The 17,814-nt window shown below is 74.9% G+C and carries 10 protein-coding genes; 5 read left to right on the plus strand and 5 right to left on the minus strand.

Features of this window, described 5'->3' with window-relative positions:
* The first annotated feature begins 142 nt into the window (after nt 1-142).
* From ACZ518_RS30975 to ACZ518_RS30995, 5 genes are all read left to right on the plus strand, one after another.
* A complete protein-coding gene (locus ACZ518_RS30975) occupies nt 143-2,293 on the plus strand; it encodes a CHAT domain-containing protein (protein WP_469116337.1) in 2,151 nt (716 codons plus the stop codon).
* 11 nt (nt 2,294-2,304) lie between these two features.
* Entirely contained in the window at nt 2,305-3,732 is a 1,428-nt protein-coding gene (locus tag ACZ518_RS30980; RefSeq protein ID WP_469116338.1) for a lipase family alpha/beta hydrolase, read from the plus strand.
* 6 nt (nt 3,733-3,738) lie between these two features.
* Nucleotides 3,739-4,098, plus strand: coding sequence for an NYN domain-containing protein (locus tag ACZ518_RS30985; RefSeq protein WP_469116339.1), 360 nt, complete (start codon nt 3,739-3,741; stop codon nt 4,096-4,098).
* Between the two features lie 158 nt (nt 4,099-4,256).
* Complete coding sequence (locus tag ACZ518_RS30990; protein WP_469116340.1) at nt 4,257-8,204, plus strand: Pls/PosA family non-ribosomal peptide synthetase; 3,948 nt, start codon at nt 4,257-4,259, stop codon at nt 8,202-8,204.
* Nucleotides 8,205-8,242: 38 nt separating this feature from the next.
* On the plus strand, nt 8,243-9,583 hold the full coding sequence (locus tag ACZ518_RS30995) for a M1 family metallopeptidase (RefSeq protein ID WP_469116341.1): 1,341 nt from the start codon (nt 8,243-8,245) through the stop codon (nt 9,581-9,583).
* Nucleotides 9,584-9,622: 39 nt separating this feature from the next.
* On the opposite strand, the gene ACZ518_RS31000 is transcribed toward ACZ518_RS30995, so the two are convergent.
* The 5 genes from ACZ518_RS31000 to ACZ518_RS31020 all read right to left on the minus strand — a co-directional run bounded on the left by ACZ518_RS31000 (nt 9,623) and on the right by ACZ518_RS31020 (nt 17,772).
* Nucleotides 9,623-11,062: a hypothetical protein gene (locus ACZ518_RS31000; RefSeq protein ID WP_469116342.1), complete on the minus strand. Its 1,440-nt coding sequence runs from the start codon at nt 11,060-11,062 to the stop codon at nt 9,623-9,625.
* A 134-nt stretch (nt 11,063-11,196) separates the two neighbouring features.
* Nucleotides 11,197-12,357, minus strand: a complete 1,161-nt coding sequence (locus tag ACZ518_RS31005) for a substrate-binding domain-containing protein (protein WP_469116343.1) — start codon at nt 12,355-12,357, stop codon at nt 11,197-11,199.
* Nucleotides 12,358-12,389: 32 nt separating this feature from the next.
* Nucleotides 12,390-13,448: an ABC transporter permease gene (locus tag ACZ518_RS31010; protein WP_469116344.1), complete on the minus strand. Its 1,059-nt coding sequence runs from the start codon at nt 13,446-13,448 to the stop codon at nt 12,390-12,392.
* A 7-nt stretch (nt 13,449-13,455) separates the two neighbouring features.
* Nucleotides 13,456-14,979: a sugar ABC transporter ATP-binding protein gene (locus tag ACZ518_RS31015; RefSeq protein ID WP_469116345.1), complete on the minus strand. Its 1,524-nt coding sequence runs from the start codon at nt 14,977-14,979 to the stop codon at nt 13,456-13,458.
* Between the two features lie 36 nt (nt 14,980-15,015).
* Entirely contained in the window at nt 15,016-17,772 is a 2,757-nt protein-coding gene (locus tag ACZ518_RS31020; protein ID WP_469116346.1) for an ATP-binding SpoIIE family protein phosphatase, read from the minus strand.
* Nucleotides 17,773-17,814 lie beyond the last annotated feature (42 nt).

A 17,814-nucleotide genomic window follows, 5' to 3' on the forward strand; every position in this document is an offset into this window, starting at 1 on the left:
CGGGCCGCGCACTCCCCACGTTCGGGCGAGCGGGCGCCCCGCCCGGGCAGGGCCCCGCGCGGAATCGGTGGGATAATCCTGTGGGGGGAGAGGTGCGGCGCACCCGGTACGCGAATCTCGGGCGACTCGAAGGAGGAGCATCGTGGTGAGCACCCCCGCCGCTCGCATCGCCGACTTGCTGGAAGGCGTGCCGACGCCCTCCAACCCACAGCCCGTCCGCCGTCCGGACCCGGTTCCCGCCCCGCCGCCGCGCACCGATGGTCCAACCGTCAACATCACCGTGGTCTGGGGCGACCTCGTGCGGACCGCCGCCGATCTGCACGTCACCGGGCACTACCAGTCGGTCGTGCCCTCAGCGGCGGAACTCGCACTGGACCGCGCCATATCCGACGGCCCCCGCCCGCTGATCACGGAGCACACCCGGCTCGGCTGGGTCGACGCCCAGCTCGGCGAGGTCACCTACTTCCCGTGCAAGGCGGGCCCCGTCCGGTCGGCCGCCGTCGTCGGCATGGGCCGCATGGGCACCCTCACCGAACGCCGTGCCATCCAGATGTACGCCTCCCTGCTGAACGAAGCCTTCGCCGTCGGCCATGTCGAGACCCTGGCGACGGTCCTCGTCGGCGCAGGGGCGGGGAACCTCTCCGTCGGCGGGGCGGCCCGTTCCCTCGTCCGGGGCTTCGCCACCGCCCTCGCCTCGGTAGGCCCCCTGGCACCCACGCCCCGGCTCACCGAGGTGCTCATCGTGGAGGTCGACCGGCTGCGCGCCGAACAACTCCTGCTGGCGTTGACCAACGCCGCCGCGAACCACCCGCAGCTGCGGATCGGCACGGACCTGCGGGAGGAAGGCGGCGGCCGGCTGTTCGCGCCCTCGGCCGCCGTCTACGCCCTGAAAGCGCTGTCCGGACTGGCCCGCCCGGCGGACCCGGCCCCGGACGGCGGCGCCGGCGCGCCGGGCGGCCCGGAGACGGCCTCCGCGGAAGAGGCCCTGCGCACCGTGCTGGCCGACTTCGATGCCGGCATCCGCGACCAGGTCCGCGAGCAGCTGGCCCACCTCGCCGAAGTGGCCCGGACCGACCTGTCCCTGACGGTCCGCGGTCCCACCGAGAGCCCGGACGGCTCCCTGCCGGTGCGGATGTCCGTCCAGTCGGGCGTCAACGGCCTGAGCTGGGCGGCGCTGACCGGGCGCGCCACCGTACCGGAACGGATCGTCCCCGTGGACACGGACCTGCTGCGCGAGCTGGTGGGCCGGCTGACGGAACCCACCGTCGACGACGCGCGCGGACTGCCGGACCTGCTCTCCCGCTTCGTGCCCGGGGACTTCCAGCGGCTGATCTCCGACGACGCCACGGTGCTGCTGGAACTCGACCGCGACACGGCCTCCGTGCCCTGGGAGTTCCTCACGGAGGTCCAGCCGGCCAGCGACGAGCGGCGCGATCCCCTGGCGATCCGCACCCAGCTGTCCCGGCAACTGAGGACCCCCTACGCACGCGTGATGACCGAGGGACCGGCCGACGGAGTGCTGCACGCCTTGGTGATCGGCGACCCCGGCGACCCGGAGAAGGGCTTCCAGCTGCCGGGCGCCCGCAGCGAGGCGCTCGCGGTCGCCGCCCAGCTCACGGCCCTGGGGGTCGACGTCAGCCTCTTCGTCGGCGCCCCGAACTCCACCCGCCAGCCGGGCGTGGAGCCCGCGAGGCGGCTCGACGTCCTGCGGGCCCTGCTGTGCGGGTGCAACGACATCGTCCACTACTGCGGCCACAGCGACTTCGACCTGTCCGGCACGGGCCGGCGCTCGGGCTGGGTCTTCGCCGACGGCCTGCTGACCGCCCAGGAACTGTCCCTGCTGGAGCGGCCTCCGCTGATCGTCGTGGCCAACGCCTGCTACACGGCCCGGCTCGGCGCCGCCGGAGCGCCCGCGGCGGCCGACCGGAGTCCCTGGGGGAACCCGCAGGCCGCGCTCGTCCCCAGCCTCGCCGACGAGTTCCTGCGCATCGGCGTCGGCCACTACATCGGCGCGGCCTGGCGGATCCCCGACGACCAGGGCATCTCCTTCGCCGAGCAGTTCTACCGGCACCTGTTCACGATCGGGCCCGCCGAGGACCCCCCGACGGTGGGAGCCGCCGTCCGCTCCGCGCGCAAGAAGCTCTACGAGCAGCGCGCCGAGAACGAGTGGGCCGACGGCGGGCAGAACCGGCAGCGGTGGAGCTCCTGGGCCGCCTACCAGCACTACGGGGACGCCTCCGATCCGTTCGTCCCACCCGAGAAAGAGAACCCGTCCGACCCGCAAGAGAGCTAGGAGGCCGGCTCATGGGCAAGAGCCCGATGCCCGACGTCGTCGTACTGCTCCCCGGCATCACCGGCAGCGTACTGACGCGGAAGGGAAAGGACGTGTGGGCCCCCTCGGCCTCGGCGGTCATGGGCGCCCTGACGAGCCTGGGCCGCTCCCTGGAGGAGCTGGAACTGCGCGACGGCCAGGACGACTGGCACGAGGACGACCTCGGCGACGACGTCGTCGCCACCCGGCTGGTGCCCGACCTCCACACCCTGCCCGGCCTGTGGAAGATCGACGGCTACACGGCGACCGAGAAGTTCCTGCTGAGCCGGTTCGAACTGACACCGGGCCAGAACTACTTCCCGTTCCCCTACGACTGGCGGCGCGACAACCGGGCCGCCGCCCGGCAGCTGGCCGAGCGGAGCGAGCTCTGGCTGCGCGACTGGCGTGAGAAGAGCGGCAACTCCGCCGCCCAGCTCGTCCTGATCGGGCACTCGATGGGCGGCCTCGTCTCCCGCTACTACGTCGAGGTGCTCGGCGGCTGGAAGGACACCCGCGCCATCGTGACCTTCGGCACCCCCTACTACGGATCCCTCAACGCCGTCGAGTTCCTGTGCAACGGCTTCCAGAAGCGCATCGGTCCCTTCGAACACGACCTCACCCGGCTCCTGCGCTCCCTGACCGGCCTGCACCAGCTCGCGCCCGTCTACCGGTGCGTGTACGGGCCCGACGGCGTGGCCACCACTCCCGCCCGTGCCCAACTGCCCGGCTGGCAGCCCCAGTGGAGCAGCCACCTCACGGAGTTCCACGAGGAGATGGAGAAGGCGGCCGCCGAGAACCGGAAGGACCCGGCCTGGGAGTCCAACCAGGTCGTCTACCACCCCGTCGTCGGCATGGACCAGCCCACCCGGCAGTCGGCCAGGACCGTCGGCGACAAGGTCGAGACCCTGATGGCGCGCGGTGACCACGACGAGGGCGGCGACGGCACCGTCCCCAAGCTCTCCGCGGCCCTCTCCGGCACCGAGGACGCCCGCACCTTCGTCCCGCAGAAGCACGGCAGCCTGCAGAACCACGACGCGATGCTCGACCACCTGAAGGGCATCCTCGAGTCCCTGCACGACATCCGTGTCGACGACCTGCGCGCCGCCGTGACCACCTGGTTCAGCTACCTCGGCGACGACCTCTACCTCGACGGAGAGCCGGTGGTCTGCGAGATAGGGGCCAACAGCGCCCAGAGCGAGAGCGCACTGCCCGAGATCCAGGCCCGGCTCACGGTGACCAGCCGGACCACCGGCCTGCCGGCCGTCGACCGTGCCGTCACCGTCCCGCGCGAACGGCAGCGGTTCGACCTCGGCGTACTGCCCCCCGACACCTACGACCTGCTGATCAGCGCCAGCGCGGACACCTCACCGCTGTCCGACGTCTTCGTCGTCGCGCCCCCGGAGACCCCCGTGGCAGAATGACGGAACGTGACCGAACCCCTCACCTCCGTCCTCATCGTCGACGCGGCCAACGTCGTCGGCTCCGTGCCCGACGGCTGGTGGCGCGACCGCAAGGGCGCCGCCGAGCGGCTGCGCGACCGGCTCGCGGAGCGGGACACCGGCGAGGAGGTCATCCTCGTCGTCGAGGGCGCGGCCCGCGGCATCGCGTCCGTACCCGGCGTCCGGGTCGACTCCGCGCCCGGCAGCGGCGACGACCGCATCGTGGAACTCGCCGCCGCCCACACCGGCCGCCCCTGCGTGGTGGTCACCGCCGACCGCGCCCTGCGCGAACGGGTGAAAGCCTACGGAGCCCACTGCGCCGGGCCCCGCACGGTGCGACCGTCCTGAGAGGAAGTACGCCTTCCGGCCACGCCCGGGCCTTCGACGGGAAATTCCCCGACGGCGAACTAGGCTGGTGGGCTGTTCTCCGCCGGACCGGAACAACCCGGGCAGACCCGGGCTCCGCCGGCACCCCGGACGTGTCCGGGAGCGAGACGCGAGGGCCCATGGCAGCCACACCCGAACGCGGTGAACTCACCCTGACGGCCGACGGGGCCCTGCCCGACGAGCCGGTGCCCGACGAAGGGGAGCCACCCGGGGACCCCGGCAAGACCGCCCGGTTCTCCGCCGGTCCCGCCGCCCCCGCCCGTACCCTCCTCGACGTCTTCGAGGCCACCGTACGGGCCCACCCCGACGAGCCCGCCCTGGACGACGGCACCTCCCGGCTCACCTACCGGGCCCTGGCCGCCCGGGTCGAACGCCGCCGGCGGGCCCTCGCGGCCGCCGGAGTGGGACACGGCGACCGGGTCGGCGTACGCGTCCCCTCCGGCACCAACGAGCTGTACGTGGCCGTCCTCGCCGTCCTCGCCGCGGGCGCCGCCTACGTACCGGTCGACGCCGAGGACCCCGACGAGCGGGCCCGGCTGGTCTTCGGCGAAGCGGGCGTACGGGCGGTACTGGGCCCCGGCAGGCGCATCGACCCCACCGGCCCCACCGGCCCCACCCGTACCCCCGCCCCCGCCGTCCGGCCGGGTCCCGAGGACGACGCGTGGATCATCTTCACCTCCGGCTCCACCGGCCGGCCCAAGGGCGTCGCCGTCAGCCACCGCAGCGCCGCCGCCTTCGTCGACGCCGAGGCGGCCCTGTTCCTCGCCGAGGAGCCGATCGGCCCCGGGGACCGGGTCATGGCCGGACTCTCCGTCGCCTTCGACGCCTCCTGCGAGGAGATGTGGCTGGCCTGGCGCCACGGCGCCTGCCTCGTCCCCGTACCCCGCCACCGGGTCCGCAGCGGCGCCGACCTCGGCCCCTGGCTGGTCGAACAGGAGATCACCGTGGTCTCCACCGTGCCCACCCTGGCCGCGCTCTGGGAGCCCGCCGCCCTCGACGAGGTCCGGCTGCTGATCTTCGGCGGCGAGGCCTGCCCGCCCGAACTGGCCGCACGCCTGGTCACCGAGGGACGCGAGGTCTGGAACACGTACGGCCCCACCGAGGCCACCGTCGTCGCCTGCGCCTGCCCGCTGACCGGCGAGGAGCCCATCAGGATCGGCCTCCCGCTCGCCGGCTGGGAACTGGCCGTGGTCGACACGTCCGGCGAGCCCGTCCCCATGGGCGGCAGCGGCGAGCTCGTCATCGGGGGCGCCGGCCTCGCCCGGTACCTCGACCCCGCCAAGGACGCCGAGAAGTACGCCCCGCTGGAATCCCTCGGCTGGCCGCGCGCCTACCGCAGCGGCGACCTGGTCCGCGCCGAACCGGAGGGCCTGGTCTTCCTCGGCCGCGCCGACGAGCAGGTCAAACTCGGCGGCCGGCGGATCGAACTCGGCGAGGTCGACGCCGCGCTCCAGGCCCTGCCCGGCGTCGCCGGCGCGGCCGCCGCCGTACGCACCGCCCGTGGCGGAAACCACCTGCTCGTCGGGTACCTCGTCACCCAGGACGGCTGGGACCGCACCGCCGCCGTCGAACGGCTGCGCGCCGCACTGCCCGCCGCCCTCGTACCGCTCCTCGCGCAGGTCGACGCCCTGCCCACCCGCACCTCCGGCAAGGTCGACCGCGACGCACTGCCCTGGCCCCTGCCCGGACTGGAGACCGCCGGCCCCGCCGAGCCCCTCCACGGCACCGAGGCCTGGCTCGCCGAACAGTGGAGCGAAACCCTCGGCGTGCCCGTGACCGGCGCCGGCGACGACTTCTTCGCCACCGGCGGCAACAGCCTCGCCGCCGCGCAGCTCACCACCCGGCTGCGCACCCGCTACCCCGGCGTCGCCGTCCTCGACGTCTACCAGTACCCGACGCTGCGCAAACTGGCCCGGCGGCTGGAGCGGTCCGTACGCGAGGACGGCACCGCCCGCACCGTCGCGCCGGTCCCCGCGCGCGCCAAGGCCGCCCAGTGCCTCCTGCTGCTGCCGCTGTTCACCCTCGTCGGCCTGCGCTGGACGGTCGCCCTGCTGGCCCTCGGCAACCTGCTGCACCGCCTCGGACCGTACCCGTGGGCGCCCACCGCCTCCTGGTGGTACGTGGCCGCCGGCGCGGCCCTGCTGTTCAGCCCGCCCGGCCGCCTGGCCATCGCCGCCGGCGGCGCCCGCCTGCTGCTGCGCGGGGTACGGGCCGGACGCCACCCGCGGGGCGGCGGCGTGCACCTGAGGCTGTGGACGGCCGAGCGGCTCGCCGAGTGCTCCGGCGCCACCTCCCTCACCGGCCCCTGGCTCCAGCGGTACGCCCGCGCCCTCGGCGCCCGCGTGGGACCCGACGTGGACCTGCACTCCCTGCCCCCGGTCACCGGCATGCTCAGGCTCGGCCGCGGCTGCGCCGTGGAATCGGAGGTGGACCTCAGCGGCCACTGGCTGGACGGCGACCGCCTGGAGATCGGCCCCGTCCGGATCGGCGCGGGCGCGGTCGTCGGCACCCGCAGCATGCTCTTCCCCGGCGCGCGCGTCGGCAAGCGGGCCGAGGTGGCACCGGGCTCCGCCGTGGCCGGACAGGTCCCGGCCGGCCAGCGCTGGGGCGGCGCCCCCGCCGTCCGGCTCGGCCGGGCCAAGCACAACTGGCCCGTGGAGCGCCCGCCGCGAGCCCGCCGCTGGCGGGCCATGTACGGGGCCACCGGATTCTGCCTCACGGCCCTGCCACTGCTCGCCGCCCTCCCCGCGCTGCTCGTCGCCGCCCGCTTCGTGCCCGCCGGCGCCGCACCCGCCGAGGCCCTGCGCGGGGCGCTGCTCGCCGTCGTGCCCGGCGCGCTCGCCTTCGCCCTGGCGTACGCGCTGCTCGTACTGGCCGCCGTACGCCTGCTCAGCCTCGGACTGCGCACCGGGAACCACCCCACCCACAGCCGCGTCGGCTGGCAGGCCTGGGCGGTCGTCCAGCTGATGGACCTGGCCCGGGCGACGCTCTTCCCGCTGTACGCCGGGCTGGTCACCCCGGTGTGGCTGAGGCTGCTCGGCATGCGCGTCGGCCGGGGCGCCGAGGTGTCCACCGTGCTCGCCCTGCCCAGCCTGACCACCGTCGGCGACGGCGCGTTCCTCGCCGACGACACCCTGACCGCCCCCTGCGAACGCGGCGGCGGCTGGATGCGCATCGGCCGCTCCGAGATCGGCCGCCGGGCCTTCCTCGGCAACTCCGGGATGACCGCGCCCGGCCGCAGCGTGCCGGACGGCGGGCTGGTCGGCGTACTGTCCGCCACCCCGAAGAAGGCGAAGAAGGGCAGTTCGTACCTGGGCCTGCCGCCGGTACGGCTGCCCAGGTCCGCCGCGGCCGCCGACCGCGGCCGCACCTACGACCCGCCCGCCCGGCTGCTGTGGGCGCGCGGCCTGGTCGAGGCCTGCCGGCTCGTGCCCGTCTTCTGCTCGGCCGCCCTCGCCGTCCTGACCCTGGCGGCGCTGTGCGCGCTGGGCGCCACGGCCGCGCTGGGCGTCCCCGGCGCCGCCCTGCTGTCCGGAGCGGTCCTGCTCACCGCGGGCGCGGCCGCCTGCGCCGTCACCGTGGCGGCCAAGTGGCTGCTGGTCGGCCGGCACCGGCGGGCGGAACACCCGCTGTGGAGCGGCTTCGTCTGGCGCAACGAACTGGCCGACACCTTCGTGGAGGTACTGGCCGTGCCCTGGCTCGCCGGATCCGTCCCCGGAACCCCGCTGCTCGTCCTGTGGCTGCGCGGGCTCGGGGCGCGCATCGGCCGGGGAGTGTGGTGCGAGAGCTACTGGCTGCCCGAGACGGACCTGGTGACCCTCGGCGACGCGGTCAGCGTCAACCGGGGCTGCGTGTTGCAGACGCACCTCTTCCACGACCGGATCTTGCGGACGGATACTGTGGTCCTCCGCGAGGGCGCCACCCTGGGGCCGGGCGGAATCGTCCTGCCCGGGAGCACGGTCGGGGCGCGCAGCACCCTGGGTCCCGCCTCCCTCGTGATGGCCGGGGAGTCCGTCCCGGCCGACACCCGCTGGCTGGGCAATCCGATCGAGGCGTGGCGGTCCTAGTCCGAGGACCGGGGCACAGAGCGGGAGCGGAACCGGCGATGAGTGGCCAGAGCGCGGCGGACCCGTACTTCCCGGACAACGGCGACCCCCGCTACCGGGTGCACCGCTACGAACTCGCCCTGGAGTACCGGCCCGGGCCCAACCGGCTGGCCGGCACCGCCCGGCTCAGCGCCATCGCCGGGCCGGCCCCGCTGGCGGAGTTCCACCTGAACCTGGCCGCCTTCCGGATCGGCCGGGTCCTGGTGGACGGCCGTGCCCCGCACTACACCCACCGGGCCGGCCGGCTCCGTATCCGGCCGGCCAAGGCCCTGCACCCCGGCGCCGCCTTCACCGTCGAGGTCCACTGGGCGGGCAACCCGAAACCCGTGCGCAGCCCCTGGGGCGGGCTCGGCTGGGAGGAGCTGACCGACGGGGCGCTCGTGGCCAGCCAGCCCGTCGGCGCGCCCTCCTGGTACCCGTGCAACGACCGGCCCGCCGACAAGGCCGCCTACCACATCTCCCTGAACACCCCGTCCGCGTACACGGTGGCCGCCGTGGGCCGCCTCCTCACCCGGACCACCAGGGCCAGCACCACCACCTGGGTGTACGAGCAGTCCGCGCCCACCGCCAGCTACCTGGTCGGGCTGGCCATCGGCCAGTACCAGACGGTGCTGCTCGGCGACCCGGGCCTCGGCGGGGTGCCGCAGACCGCCCACGTGCCCGCCCACGTGCTGCCGCGGTTCTCCCGGGACTTCGCCCGGCAGCCCGCCATGATGCGCCTCTTCGAGGAGCTCTTCGGCCCCTACCCCTTCGGCGAGTACGCGGTGGCCGTGGCCGACGAGGAGCTGGACGTCCCCGTGGAGGCCCAGGGGCTGTCCCTGTTCGGCACGAACCACGTGGACGGGGCGCGCGGCTCCGAGCGGCTCGTCGCCCACGAACTGGCGCACCAGTGGTTCGGCAACAGCGTGGGCATCGCGGACTGGCGCCACATCTGGCTCAACGAGGGCTTCGCCAAGTACGCCGAGTGGCTCTGGTCGGAGCGCTCCGGAGGCCGCAGCGCGCACGAGCACGCATACGCCGCGCACCGGCTGCTGGGCGCGCTGCCGCAGGACCTGGAGCTCGCCGACCCCGGCCGCCGGCTGATGTTCGACGACCGCCTCTACCAGCGGGGCGGCCTGACCGTGCACGCCGTCCGCTGTGCCCTGGGCGACGCGGCGTTCTTCCGGATGCTCCGCGACTGGGCGGCCCTGCACCGGCACGGCGTGGTGACCACGGCCGCCTTCACCGCCCACGCGGCGGGTTACGCCGCCGGGCCGCTGGACGGCCTGTTCGCGGCCTGGCTGTACGGTACGGCCCTGCCGCCGCTGCCCCCGCCGCCGGGAGCGGAACCGACCGCCTGACCGGGATCCGCGGAGCGGAGCCCGGCCGGGCGGGCGGGTTCACTGCCCGGCGCGGCCGCTCACCAGGGGCCACTCGCGGTGCAGGGCGCCCAGCGGGACGCGCCGCTCGACGACCGGCGTGCCGAACACGGACAGCTGGAGCTGGAGCTGGCCGCTCAGGTCGAAGCCGCCGTACAGGGCCCAGGAGCCGTTCGCCGAGGTCTTCCCGTCGGTGGACGCGCTCGCGGAGGCGTCGGCCTCGCCGCGCAGGTAGGGGGCGAAGTCGGCGGTGACGCCGACGGCCCCGTACAGGCCCACGGAGGCCTCGGCGCCGAGGGCGCCCTTGACCCGGCCGGCGGCGGTGACGGCCGCCTTCACCGGGGTGCTGTGCACGGCCGAGGAGCTGACCGGGGTCCAGCCCTTGCCCGTCGCGTAGCTGCCGCCGACGCGGAAGTCGCCCTTGACGTCCTGCTGGACGTCGAGGGTGACCTTGCCGTCGGCCTCCACCTGTACGTAGCAGGTGAGTTCGAGGTTGACGACGACGGGGACCGGGCCGACCTGGAGGACGGGGTTGCTGCGCAGCTTGGCGAACGGGATCCGCTTGGGTGCGCCCGTGCTCGCGGCGGCGCGGCCCTTCAGGGCCCACTGGGAGGACCAGTCGCCGCTCATCCCGAGGAACGCCGCGTCCGGGCCGTGGCCGGCGCCCTTGCTGCCGTCGTACGAGAACTCGACCTGGGGGGCGAGCTGCACGAAGCCGGACACCGAGGCGCCCGCCGACGCGGGGGCGTCCTTGGCGGTGTCGACGGCGGCGTCCACGTCGAGCCGCAGGTTGCCCAGCGGCAGCTTGGCGCCCTGGGGCCCGGACGTGACTCCCCGGCCCTTGGCCCAGGAGAAGGTGACGCCCTTCATCAGGGGCTCGACGACCACCGAGGCCGGGTCGACGGGGACCTTGCCGTCGGCCCTGTCGTCGCCGAGCGCGGCGGCCAGTGTGGCGGGAGCGGTCTTCACCTCGGTGCCGCGGTCGGTCTTGCCGACGACCTCGGTGACCTTCGCGAGGAGGCCGTCGGGGGCGCCGGGCGCCGGGGCGCTGGCGATGACGTCGCCCACCGCGACGGGCTTGGCGGCCGCGGCGGAGGAGCCGGCGGACGGTTTGGCGGAGGGTGCGGAGGAGGGTGCGGAGGAGCGGTTCGCCGAGGCGCCGCCGCCCTGCGGGGCCGCGGATATGACGGCGCGTCCGCTGGCCTTGTCGTAGGAGGCGACCTTCAGCGGGGCCTTCTCCGGGCCCTGGCCGCCGCGTGTGCGGGCGATGGCGGAGGGGGTGCCCGCCCCCTGCGGCGCGGCGTCCACGTCCAGCCGCTGCGTGCCGTCGGAGGTGGAGGGGAGGGCGGCCGGGCTGCCCGGTCCGGCGGTGTTCACGGGGGCCGGGGAGGAGCAGCCGGCGGTGGTGAGCGCGAGGGCGGTCAGGCCGGGCAGCAGGAGGCGTCTGGCGAGCGTACGCACGTGGGTGTGACCTTCGAATTGGGGGGAAGTGCCGTTACTGGTAGGTAACGTGAAGGTTGATCATGCCACGCGCCCACGGCGCCGGTCATATCGGGTGACGGTCAACTCTCCTGCTGCGCAAGGTGGTTGAAGCTTCACTCATGGGGCTCTCCGGCCTGCCAGATCCTCCGGTACGCCTCCCGGTAGCCCGGCGGGTCCCAGGAGGTGGCGCCCCGGCTGTTGCCGGCCGTGGCGATGTGGACGGGGGCCACGTAGCCGCTCGCCGGCTGACCGGCGAAGGCTCGGTTGAACTCGTCGACGATCTGCCAGCCCTGCTGGGACAGCGGCTCCGGGACGGTGGCCGCCTGGAACTGCCCGCTGTTGACCCGCTGGAAGGCGGAGGGGTCGCCGTCGCCCGCGCCGATGTTCAGGGGCGGCCCCGCCCCCGGACGTCCCGCCGCCCGCAGCGCCGGGGCGGCGTCGGCGAAGTACAGGTCGTTGATGGCGACCGAGTGGGTCCAGTCCTTCCCGAAACGGGCGAGCAGGGAGGAGACCGCCTGCGGGGTGCGGCTGCTCGCGTCCGGGATCGGGATGTTCTCGTACGTCAGGAGCCGTACCCCGGAACAGGACGCCAGCTCCCGTTCGATCAGGTCGGCCTTGTTCCGGGCGAAGGGGATCGAGTCGTCGGTGAACAGGACGACCCCGGCATCACCCCCGGACCGGGCGATGATCCAGTCCGCGCTGATCCTCGCCACGTCCTCCACCTTCGTGGTGACGTTGGTGAAGAGCGCGGGGTCCCGGCTGGGCCCGGGGGAGTCCACCGCGTGCCAGCCGACCACCGGGATGCGCGCGGCGCCGGCCGCCGCCATCTGCCGCGAGGCCGGACGGGGGTCGAACCCGCCGATGACGATGCCCGAGGGCTTCAGGGTGACCGCCTGGCTGAGCGCCGCCTGGATGCCGGCCGGGGTACCGTCCCCGTCGATCACCCGGACCGTCCAGCCGATGGCCTTCGCCGCCTCCTCGACGCCCTTGGCGACTCCCGCGACGCCCGGGTTGGTCATCGTCTGCGCGACGTACACGATGCTCTTGCCGGGAACGGCCGCCGGCCCGGAGGCGGGCCCGTTCCAGGAGGCGTCGGCGGTCTCGGCCCGCCGGACGGCGGCCTCGGCCCGGGGGAGGACCTCCGGACAGCCGGCCTTCGACGGCCCGTTGGCGGCCGGCGGGCCGCCGCCGCATCCGGTCAGGAGGGCGGTGGCCGCCGCGAGCAGGGCCGCGGTGGTGACGGACGTTCTCGGTTTCGGGTGCTTCGGGGACACGGTGCTCCTGGCGTGGGTGCGCGTAACGGGGTTCAGGCGGTGTCCTGGGCCGGTGCGGGCGGCTCCTGCACGGGCGGGCGGCGGGAGGCGGCGGCACCGGCGCGCAGCCGGCGGCGGGCCGCGTAGCCGGCCAGGCCGACGGCGATGAGCAGGGTCCCGCCGTTGAACAGCGCGGTGGCCCAGAACTGGGCCCCGAGCTGGCCGATCCCGGCGAGCCCGACGGCGAGCACGGCGACGGCCACGACGGTGCCGAGGGCGTTCGCGCGGCCGGGCCTGATCGTGGTGGACCCGAGCAGGGCGCCGACGAAGGCCGGCAGCAGGTAGTCCAGCCCCGTGCTCGGGTTGCCGGTCTGCTGCTGGGCGGCGAGCAGCACCCCGGCGAAACCGGTGACCAGTCCCGAACCGGCGAAGGCGGCCACGCAGTAGGCCCGGGTGGGGATGCCGATCACGGCGGCGGCCCGCGGGTTCGAGCCGATGACGTACAGGTACCGGCCGGCCGGCAGCCGCTCCAGCACCACCCACAGCACGGCCGCGACGGCCAGCACGTAGAAGGCCGGCAGCGGCAGCCCGAGGAAGCGGGCGTCGTACAGGGCGGTGAAGCCGGCCGGCAGGCCCTCCGGGCCGGGCACGATCCGGGCGCCGCCGGTGATCCAGCCGGTGACCGCGTACATCATGCTGCCGGTCCCCAGGGTGGCGATGAAGGAGTCGATCTGCCCGAACTCGACGATCACACCGGTGAGCACGCCCGCCACCGCGCCCCCGCACACCACCGCCAGGCAGGCCAGGGGCCAGGGCCAGCCCTCCGTGACGACCAGCCGCATCACCATCACGTGCGCGAGTCCCAGCCCGTAGCCGATGGACAGGTCGAACCTGCCGGTGGCGACGGGGACCGTCGCCCCCAGCGCGAGGACGGCCGGGACGGCCTGGTTCGACAGGATCGCGGAGACGTTGTCCCGGGTGGGGAAGGTCTGCGGCAGGAGGAGCGAGAAGACCAGGAAGAGCAGGGCGGCCAGGACCGGCAGGCCGTAGCTGCCGATGTGGTGCCCGCGCAGCCGCTCCAGCGGGGACCGCGGCGGTGGGGAATGGGTCATGGGCCCGTCACGCGGTTCCGGTGACGGCGGGCATGGCCGAGGCCGTCCGGGTCAGCTCGGCCACGGTCAGCCGCCGGCCGGCGAGTTCGGCGCCCACCCTCCCGCGGACGAAGACCAGGGCGCGGTGGCAGAGGTCCGCGACCTCCTCGAAGTCGGTGGAGACGAGCAGCACCCCCAGGCCGGCCGCGGCGGCCTCGTCGAGCAGCCGGTGGACCACCGCCTTGGCCCCCACGTCCACGCTGGCCGTCGGCTCCTCCAGGACCAGCAGCCGCAGCCCTCCCCGCAGCCACCGGCCGACCATCACCTTCTGCTGGTTGCCGCCGGACAGCGTGGCGATGGGCGCCTCGCCGTCCCGGGGGAGCACGGAGAACCGGTCGATCAGCGCGGCCGCCTCGGCGCGCTCGCGCCGGGGCGAGGTCCAGCGCCACGCGGGCACGCCGGCGGCGCGCGGGTTCGCCAGGAAGTTCTCCCGTACCGTCAGCTCCGGGGCGCAGCCCTCCGCCTGGCGGTCCCCGGCCACGAAGCCGACGCCCGCGCCGACGGCGTCCCAGGCCGTACGCGGCCGGTACGGGCGGCTGCCGAGCAGCACCCGCCCGCCGCGCACCGGCCGGACGCCCGCCAGCGCGCGGCCGAGCTCCCGGTGCCCGGCGCCGGTCAGGCCGACCATGCCGAGGATCTCGCCGGCGCGCAGCTCCAGGCCGACCGGCCCGGCGTGCTCGGTCCGTACCCCGTCCAGGCGCAGCAGGGGCGGGCCCGCCGTACGCACCGCGGGCGCGGCGGGGCGGCGGACGGCCGGCTCGTGTCCGACGACGGCGCGCACCAGCCGGCCGGGGCCGTACCCGGCGAGCGGGCCGTGCTCGACCACGCGGCCGTCGCGCAGCACGGCGAACGCGTCGGCGACCCGGTAGACCTCGTCGAGCCGGTGGCTGACGTAGAGGATGCCGTGCCCCCGGTCGCGCAGGGCGTGCAGTACGCCGAACAGCCGGGCGCAGTCGGCGGCGGGCAGGGTGGCGGTCGGCTCGTCGAGGACGATGGCCTCGGCCCGCGCGGCCAGGGCGCGGGCGATGGCGACCAGCGAGCGCTCCGCGGGGGCGAGGTCGGCGATCCGGGCGCCGGCGTCCAGGTGCCCGGCGACGGTCCCCAGGGCCTCCTGGCACCGTTCCCGGGTCCGCCGCCAGGAGATCAGCCCGGCCCGGCGCGGGTAGCCCGTGCCCAGGGCGATGTTCTCGGCCACCGTCATCCACTCGACCAGCCCGAGGTCCTGGTGGATGAAGGACATGTGCCGGGCGGCCCCGTGGGAGCCGAGCGGCCGGCCGGCCACGGTCACCTCGCCCGCGTCGGCGTGGTGGACCCCGGCGAGCACCTTGATGAGGGTGGACTTCCCGGCGCCGTTGGGGCCGAGCAGCGCCAGGACGCTGCCGCGGTACAGGTCGAGGTCGACCGAGTCCAGCGCGAGGGTGCCGCCGAAGCGCTTGCGCAGACCGCGCACGCGGACGAGGGGTTCTCCACCGGGACGCGGAGGTGGGCTCATTCCTCGACTCTAGAGGACCTTGCCGCCGGGACCGGGTCACGCCGCGTCCAGGGTGCATTCCGCCCATATGACCTTTCCGTCGGGCGTGTAGCGGGTGCCCCAGGCCTGGGCGAGCTGCGCCACGAGGAACAGGCCCCGGCCGCCCTCGTCGGTGTTGGCCGCCTGGCGCATGCGCGGGGCGGTGTTGCTGGAGTCGTACACCTCGCAGATCAGGGTGCGGTCGTGGATCAGGCGCACCCGGACGGGTTCACCGCCGCCGTACCGGATCCCGTTGGTGACCAGCTCGCTGAGCAGCAGTTCCGTGGCGAAGGCGGACTCCTCCAGGCCCCACCGGGCGAGCTGCTCCACGGCCGCGGCGCGGACGTCGCCGACGCGGGCCGGGTCGGCCGGCAGCTCCCAGGCGGCGATCCGGTCCGGGGGAGTGGCGCGGGTGCGGGCGACCAGGAGGGCGATGTCGTCGGCGGGGTGCTCGGGGGCCAGGGCGTCGAGGACCGCCTGGCAGGTGTCCTCGGGGGAGCGGTGGGGGTCGGTGGCGAGGATGCGGTGCAGCTCTTCGAGGGCGAGGTCGATGTCGCGGTGGCGGTCCTCGATGAGCCCGTCGGTGTAGAGGATCAGCCGGCTGTTCTCGGGGAGGTAGATCTCGGCGGACTCGAACGGCAGGCCGCCCAGGCCCAGTGGGGGCCCGGCGGGCAGTTCGGGGAAGGTCACCGTGCCGTCGGGCAGCAGCAGGGCCGGCGGCGGGTGGCCGGCGCGGGCCATCGTGCACCGCTGGGTGGTCGGGTCGTAGACCGCGTACAGGCAGGTGGCGCCGACGATCGCGGTGCTGCCGAGGGCCGGGTCGTCGCCGCCCTCCTCGCGGTCCAGGCGCACCATGAGGTTGTCCAGGTGGGTGAGCAGTTCGTCGGGGGCCAGTTCCAGTTCGGCGAAGTTGCGGGCGGCGGTGCGGAGCCTGCCCATGGTCGCCGCCGCGTGCAGTCCGTGGCCGACGACGTCGCCCACGAGGAGGGCGACGCGGGTCCCGGACAGCGGGATGACGTCGAACCAGTCGCCGCCCACCCCGGACTCGGCGGGCAGGTAGCGGTGGGCGACCTCGACGGCGCTCTGCTCGGGCAGCCCGTGGGGGAGCAGGCTGCGCTGGAGGCTCAGGGCCAGGGTGTGCTCGCGGGTGTAGCGGCGGGCGTTGTCGATGCACAGGGCGGCGCGGGCGGCGAGTTCCTGGGCGAGGGAGCGGTCGTCGTCCCCGTACGGGGCGGGGTTGCGGGAGCGGTAGAAGCACGCGACGCCGAGGACGACGCCCCGCGCGAGCAGCGGCACGGTGATCAGCGAGTGGACGTTGTGGGCGAGGAGCAGCTCGGCGTGCTCCGGGTCCTGGGCGATCCAGCCGAAGGCCGCCTTCAGTTCGGGTTCCAGCACCGGCTGCCCGGTGGCCAGGCAGCGCATGTGGGGCGTGGTCGGGCGGAGCACCAGCCGCTCGCCGACCGGGTAGAAGGGGCAGTCGTCGCGGATGCCGTGCACCACCGTGCGGTGCAGTTCCCCGGTCGGGTCGCCGGACTCCTCGCCGCGCAGCACCGACTCGGGCACGTCGACGGTGACGAAGTCCGCCAGCCTCGGGACCGCGGTCTCGGCCAGCTCCCGGGCCGTGCGGTCCACGTCGAGCGTGGTGCCGATCCGGGTGCTGGCCTCGGCCAGCAGCTCCAGGCGCCGGCGTGCCGCGACGGCGTACTTCCCCACCTCCGGCTCGCCGACCAGCACCAGCCCCCGCACCGCGCCGGTACCCGAGGCGGAGGCCGGGGCGGCAGCGGCGGGCGCGCTCCCGGACGGGGGCGGGGCGGCATGGGCGTGCAGGGGCGCGGGGGCGGGGGCGTGGTGCTCCTCCTCGTCGGGCAGCAGGGCCTCGACGACGATCCCCTCCACCCCGGCCGGGCTCGTCACGGGCCGGCTGACGAGGGTGACCCGCCTGCCGTGGGACAGGGACACCTCCGCGGCGGCCCGGCGGGCGCCGGACAGCAGCTCGGTGGCCTTCTCCTTGAGGGTCGTGTGGTCGCTCTGCTCCAGCTCGCTCAGCAGCAGCAGCGCCAGGGCGACCGGATGCCCGTCGAGGGTGTCCCCGTGGGCCCGGACCCGGTTCCCGGCCTCCAGGTACGCCTGGAGCAGCCCGCGCTCGCGCGCCGAACTCTGCTCCATCAGCCGCCGTTCGATCGCCTCGGCTGCGCGGCGGACGACGGCGGCCAGGGCCGGGTCCGCGTCGGTGTAGGGGTAGCCGAGGCACAGGACGCCCTCGATGTGCCCGCTGAGCTGGTCGCGGATGGGCGCCGCGGTGCAGGCGCTGGACTGGGAGCGTTCGGCGAAGTGCTCGGCGCCGTTGACCTGGACGAGCTGCCGCTCCGCGAGGGTCAGGCCGATCCCGTTCGTGCCCGCGACCCGCTCGGTGAAGACGAAGCCGGGCTGGGTCTGGATGGCCGGCAGCCGGCCGGGCAGGGACTTGTCGCCGAAGCGGCGTTCGAGCACGGTGCCGTGCCCGTCGGCGAGGCAGATGTTCATCCGGCTGCCCGCGAAGAGCGACGCGAGCCGGTCGAGCACGGGTGCGGCGGCGCGGACGACGGGACCGTCCGCGTCGAAGTCCTCGGTGAACGGGAGCTCGGTCTGGTCCGGTGACAGCCCCAGCAGCATGCTGCGCTGCCACGAACTCAGGATCGGACTGCGCACGCTCCGGACGACCGACTCGGCCGACCCGCCGTGCAGGAACCGGTCACGGGACTGCACGGGGCCGGTGCGGTCGTCGACGACCCCCATGTGCACCACTTCCCTCGTCGGAGCAGTCTCGATGGTTCGGTT

The organism is Streptomyces sp. NPDC033966 (genome assembly GCF_055575955.1).